We start from the raw sequence: 7,995 nt of genomic DNA, 5'->3' as shown, positions 1-7,995 counted from the left end.
GGCGGTCTCGGTCATGGTCAGCTCGGCCACCACCAGCAGATCCAACTGCTTGTACGCATCGCGAACGTGGTTCTGATCCGGATCGGTGACCACCGGATCTTCGCCAAATAGAATCAAACCACGAAATTCACCGGCCAGTGCCGCTTTACTCATACCGAGCGACGTCAGCCCCGGCTGATTGGCGACCTCACCCTGCCAGGCCTGAGCAAACTTTTGCTGCACCGCTTCGTTATCCGCGCCCTGATAGCCGGGATAGACATTCGGCAGGCATCCCATATCACAAGCGCCCTGCACGTTATTCTGCCCTCGCAGCGGATTGATCCCGGTGCCGGGACGGCCAATCTGACCGCATACCAGCGCCAGATTAGACAGTGCGATGACATTCTGCGTCCCGCTGACAAACTGGGTGATCCCCATCCCATAGAGGATCATTGCCTTTTTGGCCTGCGCGTAAGCTTGTGCCACCGCTCGGATCTGGGCGGCATCAACCCCGGTGATTGATTCAACGGATTCTGGGGTGATGGTTTCAACGTGGCGCGCCAGTTCATCAAACCCGTCACAGCGCTCAGCAATAAAATCAGCGTTGTGCCAGCTTTCTTCGAAAATGACCTGAAGCATGGCGTTGATCAGGGCAATATTGCTGCCCGGTTTGAGCTGAAGGTGGATATCGGCCACTTTGGCCAGGCGGGTCTGACGGGGGTCGATGACAATCAGTTTAGCGCCCTGCTGCTGCGCCGCAAAAATCTGTCCGCCCAGCACGCTGTGATTCTCGGTCGGATCAGCGCCAATGACCACAATCAAATCCGTGTCGAAGATATCTTTGGCACTGTTGGTCATCGCGCCGGAGCCCAGCGTTTGCTTGAGTCCGGCCACTGTCGGGCTGTGGCAGATCCGGGCGCAGTGATCGACATTGTTGGTTTTGAGCACCGCCCGGGAAAATTTCTGCGCCGCGTAGTTGTCTTCGTTGGTGGCGCGGGCACTGCTGATCACTCCGATAGCGGCAGGGCCGGATTCATCAAGGATCTCGCGAATCGACTGGCTGATATCCTCCAGCGCTTCCTCCCAGCTGACGGGCTCAAATCGATCCCGGCAGCGTTTGAGCGGCTGGGTGATCCGGTTATCCGGCCGGATCGCATAGGCCGTGCTCCAGCCTTTTTCACACAATTTGCCGTGGCTGATCGGATGGCCGGGTACCGGCTCCACCCCGGTGAGCTGTCCGCGTTCATCCACTTTCAGGGTGATACCGCACCCCACCCCGCAAAACGGACAAATGGTTTGTACCCTTGAGGAAGACATCGCTATACCTCGCCCTGCCTTGATTACCGGTCTTTATATACCGGGGCCTGGTTAATGGACTGAGTATAGCAACCGAATGTTCACTCTGAAGTTGCAGTCACGGTAAAGCCCCCAATCCTGCGTTGACTCAATCCCGCGACCCATCGCCGGCACCAGACTGAGTGTTCTTCGCCGACGGCTCATGATGGGCCCCGCGTAAGTAGATCAAATGATAGATCAGCCCCACCAGCACGCTGCCGCCGACGAGATTACCCAAGATCACCGGGATCAGGTTGCTGATAAAGCCAAGCCAGGTGATCGCTCCGGCTGCAGCGCTGGCCTCCCCGCTTGCTTGCAGCAACATCGCCAGCGGAATGAAGTACATGTTGGCGATACTGTGTTCAAATCCAGCCGCAACAAAGGCTGAAATGGGAAAGACAATCGCCACGGCTTTATCAATCACGCTCCGCCCGGCCAGCGCCATCCAGACCGCCATACACACCAGTACATTGCAGAGCATGCCGCGGAAAAACGCGGTCCAGAAGGGTAAATTGCACTTTGCTGCTGCGATATTGAGGTAAACGTCAGCGATCGCGCCGTTATTGAGGTTGGCATGACCAGAGAGAAACACCAGCACCGCCAGTCCGACAGCACCAACGAAGTTGGCCCCGCACACCACCGCCCAGTTCTTCAGTAACTCCCCGGTGGTGATCTTCTTGTCGGCCCAGGCCATCGCCAGCAGGTTATTGCCAGTAAACAGCTCCGCCCCGGCGACAACCACCAGCAACAGGCCCAGGGAAAAGGTCAAACCGCCCAGCACCTGGCCGGTAGCGAAACTAAAAGTGGCGTCCGATTTCACCAGCGCAAAATACAACCCGCCCAAGCCAATAAAGGCCCCGGCCAAAATCCCCAGCATCACCATGGACAACAGCGGCAAGCGGGCCTTGGTCACCCCCAGCGTATCGACTTTCTCGGCAATTTCCTTTGGTGAGAACGCATCAAAACCGTACAACATACCAGCTCCCCCAAGTCAAAAAGATGCCGTCAAAATGAACGGCAAAGTGAATCAGCGACAGTCAACAAATGCAGCCTGATCGCCTGATTAACCTAGTTCTTAACCTAGTTCAGCTGATGGGTTTAGCAACAGCGATTGCTTTTCCCCACTAAAATCCGCCCTGTATCACACATCGCCATCTCGGCCTGATTTAATTCCATTACGCGATAAGCAATTGAACACAATGCATCCTTGGGTATATTTTCATCACTCACGCTGAGCGACATGGATTTCTTGAACGACTTAACACTTTGGAGGGGGACGGGTATGACAAAATACAAATCGATGAATAAGGAATGTTGAGATGAATCTCCATAAAATCAATCAGCTGGTCTCACAACACGTTCCCGAAAAGGAAGAAGTGGTCGCACGGCTACAGGCGGCCATGGCTGTCGATAGCACCTGCCCCAACGTCGTGGTCTACGGCGTGTATAACTCAGGGAAGAGCTCGCTCCTCAATTCCCTCACCAATCACTTCATGGATGAATATTTCCAGACGCGTGAGGTTCCGGAGACCCGGGAAAACAAATATTTCGAATATCAAGGAATCCGGTATATCGATACGCCGGGGCTGGATGTCAACATTCAGGATACTCAGGCAGCCAGCCAGGGAGCGGTTCAGGCCGACATTATTTTGCTGGTGCATCGGTTGAGTGCCGGCTCGCTTCAACAGCCGGACTTAGAAGCCATGGCGGCAATCAGCCGGGCTCATACCAAACCGGAAGGAATCTTTGTCGTCCTGACCGAAGCGGAAGCCGCCGATGAAAACCAGGCGGTGATTGCGGAAATCACCCAGCAATTACGGCAGATCATCTCACCAGACATTTCCCCTTATCTTGTTGCAAACCCGGTGTTTTGCAAAGGGATGCGTGAAGATAAACCCGCCCTGGTCGAGTTCAGCGGCATCCCAGCGCTAAAAGCGCAACTCCAACAGAGCGCAGCCCAAATGGCTCCCGAGCTGGCTGCTGAGCGAGAAAAGAAAACTCAGGCAATGGTGGCGGAGCTTCTGGCGGCGGTCATCGAACAGCAAACGCTGATACAAGCAAGGCTGTCGATCGAGGAAGCCAAGGAGCGCCAGCATAAAGCAGTCTTTGTCGAGCGCGTCAAAGCGTTCCAGCAAGCATTGCAAACCCAGTTAAACGACATCGAATCAGTATAGGAGCCGATATGTGGTGGTTAGCAGCCCCGGTCGCCATCTGGGCCGGTAAAAAAATCTATGATGCAGTGACGGAAGACAGCGGCTCACCTTCCTACACCTACAGCGATAACAGCGCGCAGAAAACGCGCAGGGCTCAGCAGGAGCAAACAGAAAAAGATCGGCAAGCCCGAAAAAGACGGATGAGAGAGCAACTCCACAAGGCCAAAAACGCCGAACTGGAAGCCATCAGCCAGGAGTTTCTAGCCGAACCCATCAATCCTCTCGGCGATTATATCCATGTCGTCAATAAGTTCTGCAAGCAGAAGATCCGGGGAACACAAAGCGCAACCAATGCGCTGTCGCTGTTTGATCGCGATAAAGTGCAACTGAAGTCGTTCACCGCGTCCAAAACCGCGCTGAAGCAGCAACTAACATCACTGGAAGAGTTGGAAACGCTGTTGAAGGAGCAAAATCCGTTATGACGTCTTTAACGACTCACCGGGCGTTTTATCAGCGCACCACAGCCCTGTCGAAAGAACTGGCCACCATTGAGAGCCAGGTGAAGCAACAAGAACAGCAATTGCTGGCCCAAATAGCCAAAGTGGTGCGCAGTGTTGACGAGGCAACCGCAGCCCAGGCCAAAGAAACTTCGGCGATTGCACAGACTGTACAGGGAAGCCTGACGGAGATCCGCCAGGTGATCACCGCCTGGCAGAAGAAAGTCAGCAGTTACAAAACCGGCCTGTCCTTTCGCAAAAAATTTGGTGACTCCCTGCTGATATTTGTCTATGGCAAAGTCAAAGCCGGTAAAAGCTCACTGGGCAATTACATGGCAACCGGCCGTCGTGAGCCGGACTCAGCATGGCTGGCCGAAGTTGCGACACAATTACATCAACCTGAATTCTTCTCCGAGGAAATTAACCTGGCGTTTGATGAGACCATCAATCACGAGGAGGGATTCCGGGTCGGCTCACAGGAAACCACCAGTTGTATTCAGGGTTTTCAGGTTCCCGGTATGACTTGGGTGGACTCTCCGGGGCTCCATTCAACCCATGGTGAAAACGGCGATCTGGCCCAGAAATATGTCGAAAGTGCAGATCTCATCATCTATCCCATGAACTCAGCGCAACCGGGTCGTGGAACCGATCTGCGTGAGCTGGAATCCTTGCTCAGGGCCGGTAAGCGTATCCTGCTGCTCATCACGCGGTGCGATACGATTGAATATGATTTGGATGACGAAAGTCAGGAAGTGGTCAAAACCCTAGTGATGAAACCAACTCAGGATCGCCGCGATCAGGAAGCGTATGTCCAGCAAGAACTCGACAAACTGTGCGCGAGTCTGGCACTTAACAACGTCGATACGTCGGCACTAACGGTTTCCGTTGGTTTTGCTGAAATCCAGGCAAACAGTGAAGCCGCGATGGATGCTTCCGGACTGAATGCCTTATTCAGCAAACTGGCAGCAGTGATCGACTCCGAAGGGATGGTCCTGAAAAAACAGGTGCCGCACCAGAATCTCCAGGCCTTTTATCGCGCGCTGCTGGAAGACGAAAACGAGCTGAGCATCACCCGACTGATCCAGCCGCTACACCATGCGCTAGATACCATTACCACACAGGAAACTCAGCTTGAAAGCCTCACGGAGCAGCAGTTAGTCAAAATCCAGGCCTTGTTTGCCGCCCAGGTTGACGCCCAGGTCGAACAGTTCGCGGACAGCCGGGATCTCAAAACGCTGGATAAGGTCCTGAAAGACTGGATTGAGCAAGCCATCGAGCAACACTACCAACCGAAACTGGCGCAGCTTTGCCAGAAAGCATTAGATGCCATGGCTGAATTGCCGCAAGAGATGAACTTGTGCGAGGGCTTATCATTCAGCGATACAACCCGCCAAATTGAAATTGATGTCACCCGCAAGCGAGCGGCCGTGGGGGGCGGTGTCGGCTCGGTGATTGGGGCCATTGTCGGCGGAATGATCGGCGGCCCGGCAGGGATCGCCATTGGCGGAACCGCAGGTAGCCTGATTGGCAATGCCGGCGGCAAACTCCTCACCAGCACCCAAATCGTGAATGTGGTGTGCGGCGATAACCGGGAAGAGATAAAAGATGCCTTGCTCACCAGCGGCGAGAAATGGATTACAGAAACCATGCTTGCCCGTCAGGCCCATGCACGCCGCAACGTCTTTACCCCGATCAGGGCAGCTTTGACACTGGTTTATGACGAGACCCTGAGTTTACAACACTATATTGAAGGACAAAGAAAAGATGTTTGAACACTTTCATGCAGTACGTACCGTGCTGGATGCCTGCCGGGATCAACTAACGACCTATGTCGGTTCTGAGAAAGTCACAGCGCTGGCAACAGAAATCGAGAAAAGAGCTGAACACTGTCAGCCTGTCGTGATGGTGTACGGTGTCTATAACGCCGGAAAGAGTACCCTGCTCAACGCCCTGATCGGCCGCGAGGAAGCCGAAGTTGGTGATATTCCGAAAACCGATCGGGTCGATGCCTATCAGGTGGGCGATGTTCAGATCCTGGATACCCCGGGCATTGATGCGCCGATAGAACACGAAGCCGTCAGCCGCGAGCAACTGAAAAAATCCGATGCGGTGATCTTTGTCCTGAGCAGCGACGGAGTCCTGGAAGAACAACAGACCTATGAGGAAATCGGGAAAATTCTGGCGTCCGGTAAACCCCTGCTCGTCGTCATCAACAACAAGAGCGGTTATCAGGACAGTGATCCGGATTATGTCGCCCTGAAAGAGAAATTTCGCAGCAACCTGTATCAGCATTTTGCCGAAAACGAGCCCCTGCTGGCTCGCCTGAATGAGACCCCGGATTTTCTGGTCAATGCCGATCTGGCTTTGAAGGGCAAACTCACCGGCAAAGCGAAACTGGTCGAATTCAGCCAAATCGAAGCACTGGAAAAGGCCGTCACCCGGCTGTTTAAGGAGACCGATAGTGCCCGCATCGCATCGACGCTGGCTTACCAGTTAAGCGAGCTGCTGGAAGAAGCCATCGGTAAAGCGCAGGGACAAGCAACGCAGCATGAATTGCAGCAGCTGGAAGCCCTGATCACCAGTATTGCTGATGCCAGAAGTACGGTGTTCGACAAAGTCAAAACCCGGGCAGAAAAGGCAAAACCAAGCTTCAAGACTGAACTGGTCTCTTTGTTTGAAGACGGCCGGGTCGATGCCGTTGAGCCGGTGCTGGCTGCCTGGCAAAATGATCTGGGGGATTATTTCGATTATCAATTACAACGTACCGCTAAAAAGCTGGACGCTGAAGCAGCCGAAGTGGCGAAAATATTCCGAAACTCGCCATCATATGCCGAGAGTTTTCGCGATGATGACAACGCACAAGCTGAAAACGGCTCCGGCTTCACCGAGCTGTTAAAAGGCCTGGCGATCAAAGGCGGCAGAGCCGGCATCAGCGATGAGCTGATGAAAGAAGGGATTATCTACGCCCTCAAACAAGGGAAATCTCTGGCCCCTGAAATCTTTAAAGGGATCGGCAAGAAAACCATGGAAAAAATGGCCGGTAAGGTCGTTCCCTTTATCGGCCCAGCCATTGACGTGCTTGTGGCGATTTATGACTACCTCAAAGCCAGAGAGCAGGAACAAAAGGAAATGCGTCAGGCGCAGCAACGTTCTGAGCGGATCCGGCTGCATGTGGCAACCCTAGTCGAGGAACTCTACGACGACTTCTATGAACGGACCAGCGATACGTTAGAAGATACTTTCGAACCCATGACCTTGAGCCTGGAGAGCAGCCTTCGCGAGCTATCAGCGCAAGTTGGCGGGGTCGAATCCGACCTTCGCGCTTTAAAACGCGCGCTGGCGCAGCTGAAGCAACCGGTGTAATCCGCTCAAGCACCGGCGTTTTCGAGTCAATTCAAGCATCGAGTCCCGCAGCGCCAGCGGCGGGGTTCTTGACGCGTCTTCAGGCAGTATCATTTGGCCTGAAGGCATGCATAAACTAGGTGGGAGTGTATCCCTTTCCCCTCACGTCCCTTCAGACGCTCGCCACTCATAAAGCATATCCGGCAACCCTTCCTCATTATTGCTGTCGCCATTGATGGCACGAAAGCCGTGGTGTTCATAGAAACGTTGCGCGTTTGGGTTGACCTCAAACATGCGCAACTGCAAACCACCGCTTGACCCTTGCTTGGCGATAGCCATTAGCGCACTACCAATCCCGCGATGTTGATGCGCCACATGGATGTAGAGCTGACTGATGCACCTTTCATTAGCGGCCATAAAGCCGATTGGCGTGCCAGAGGTTGCCTCTCGTGCCACCCAAATCTGATGCTCCTATGGCAGGATTTCTCGTAGAAAATAGGCTTGCGAATCAAAGGAGTGAACCGGCGGGATCCCGATCGCTTGCTTCATAGATTCACGCCACAGCGCGGTGATCACTTCAGTCTCAGATGGCTCAAATGGGCCGATTGAAAAGCTTGATCCTGCTGGTTTACTGAATTGAATGTTGTTGTCCATCCCTGTCCCTATTCCTTGTGTGATTCAGCCGATTT

Annotated in this window: 8 protein-coding genes; 4 read left to right on the top strand and 4 right to left on the bottom strand. The window is 53.9% G+C overall.

Annotated elements, in window-relative coordinates; translation table 11 throughout:
• Together VV869_RS15610 and VV869_RS15605 are read right to left on the bottom strand one after the other, a co-directional pair.
• The coding region (locus VV869_RS15610; protein WP_337735849.1) for a molybdopterin oxidoreductase family protein at positions 1–1,296 on the bottom strand (1,296 nt) is incomplete at its 3' end.
• Positions 1,297–1,423: 127 nt separating this feature from the next.
• Entirely contained in the window at positions 1,424–2,290 is an 867-nt protein-coding gene (locus tag VV869_RS15605) for a formate/nitrite transporter family protein (protein ID WP_337735848.1), read from the bottom strand.
• 343 nt (positions 2,291–2,633) lie between these two features.
• Here VV869_RS15605 and VV869_RS15600 point away from each other — a divergent pair, with 343 nt between their 5' ends.
• Genes VV869_RS15600 through VV869_RS15585 form a run of 4 tightly spaced genes read left to right on the top strand, consistent with a single transcriptional unit; the run spans position 2,634 to position 7,327 of the window.
• A complete protein-coding gene (locus VV869_RS15600; protein WP_337735847.1) occupies positions 2,634–3,488 on the top strand; it encodes a GTPase in 855 nt (284 codons plus the stop codon).
• Between the two features lie 8 nt (positions 3,489–3,496).
• Entirely contained in the window at positions 3,497–3,949 is a 453-nt protein-coding gene (locus tag VV869_RS15595; protein ID WP_337735846.1) for a hypothetical protein, read from the top strand.
• Positions 3,946–5,736 (top strand): dynamin family protein, encoded by a 1,791-nt coding sequence (locus VV869_RS15590; RefSeq protein ID WP_337735845.1) that lies wholly within the window; start codon positions 3,946–3,948, stop codon positions 5,734–5,736. The genes VV869_RS15595 and VV869_RS15590 overlap by 4 nt, the downstream gene beginning before the upstream one ends.
• Entirely contained in the window at positions 5,729–7,327 is a 1,599-nt protein-coding gene (locus VV869_RS15585; protein ID WP_337735844.1) for a GTPase, read from the top strand. The genes VV869_RS15590 and VV869_RS15585 overlap by 8 nt, the downstream gene beginning before the upstream one ends.
• A 141-nt stretch (positions 7,328–7,468) precedes the next feature.
• Here the strand turns inward: VV869_RS15585 and VV869_RS15580 are convergent, their stop codons facing one another.
• Together VV869_RS15580 and VV869_RS15575 are read right to left on the bottom strand one after the other, a co-directional pair.
• Complete coding sequence (locus tag VV869_RS15580; protein WP_337735843.1) at positions 7,469–7,762, bottom strand: GNAT family N-acetyltransferase; 294 nt, start codon at positions 7,760–7,762, stop codon at positions 7,469–7,471.
• Between the two features lie 15 nt (positions 7,763–7,777).
• Positions 7,778–7,960 carry a hypothetical protein gene (locus VV869_RS15575; RefSeq protein ID WP_337735842.1) on the bottom strand — a complete coding sequence of 61 codons (183 nt, stop codon included), beginning with the start codon at positions 7,958–7,960 and terminating at the stop codon, positions 7,778–7,780.
• Positions 7,961–7,995 lie beyond the last annotated feature (35 nt).

It is taken from the genome of Photobacterium sp. MCCC 1A19761, assembly GCF_037389125.1.
Taxonomy (GTDB): domain Bacteria; phylum Pseudomonadota; class Gammaproteobacteria; order Enterobacterales; family Vibrionaceae; genus Photobacterium.
The sequence above is the reverse complement of the archived record's forward strand: the minus strand, read 5'-3'. Positions and strand labels throughout refer to the sequence as shown.